The sequence below is a fragment of the Candidatus Nitrosopumilus salarius BD31 genome (assembly GCF_000242875.2).
In the GTDB taxonomy this organism is placed as follows: domain Archaea; phylum Thermoproteota; class Nitrososphaeria; order Nitrososphaerales; family Nitrosopumilaceae; genus Nitrosopumilus; species Nitrosopumilus salarius.
The window spans coordinates 1-577 of sequence record NZ_AEXL02000115.1; the positions used below are offsets into that span (position 1 = coordinate 1).

The window sequence follows — 577 nt, forward strand, 5'->3', positions numbered from 1 at the left end:
GCCTAAAAGAGGCACACTTCCAAAAGGTTTCTAATTTAATTACACCCTTTATTTTCTATTTTTAATAGTAATATTCTTCTTTGATCTTTTTCTATATTGTATATGCCACCAAAAACTCCCTGTCCTAATTGCATGCAAAATGAATGGCTTGAAAACCCTGAACTAAATTATCTTCCAAGAGTTTCTAGATTGGAAGATGGAAAATATGTGGCTGATACCGATAATGGAATTCATGTTAAATTGTGGAGATGTAATAACTGCATGTATGTGATGCAATTTTGGGAACCTGATTAATTCATGCACCGTTGCTACTAAACAATAACTAAAAATTCAATTTTTTACAAGATCCTCTTAAATTTCATGAATTATTTTTAATTGAAAATTTGACCTGATCAAAATGTAAATAAACAATGCTGTATCAATTTTAAAGAATGGCAGCAAAGCGAAAAGCAAGTACAAAAAAAGATCTTGAAAGCAAGATCGCTGAACTCGAAGAAAAGTTAACAAAACTTTCTACTCAGTTAGAGGCCAAGCCTGCACCAAAACCTGCAGAGACAAAACCTGCAGAGACAAAACC

Annotated in this window: 1 protein-coding gene; it reads left to right on the top strand. The window is 32.6% G+C overall.

Features of this window, described 5'->3' with window-relative positions:
• Window positions 1-102: 102 nt before the first annotated feature.
• On the top strand, window positions 103-294 hold the full coding sequence (locus tag BD31_RS09945; RefSeq protein ID WP_100222197.1) for a hypothetical protein: 192 nt from the start codon (window positions 103-105) through the stop codon (window positions 292-294).
• Window positions 295-577: the final 283 nt, after the last annotated feature.

Coding starts and splice junctions, on each gene's coding strand:
- BD31_RS09945 (WP_100222197.1), top strand. CDS start 103: ATGCCACCAAAAACTCCCTGTCCTAATTGCATGCAAAATGAATGGCTT.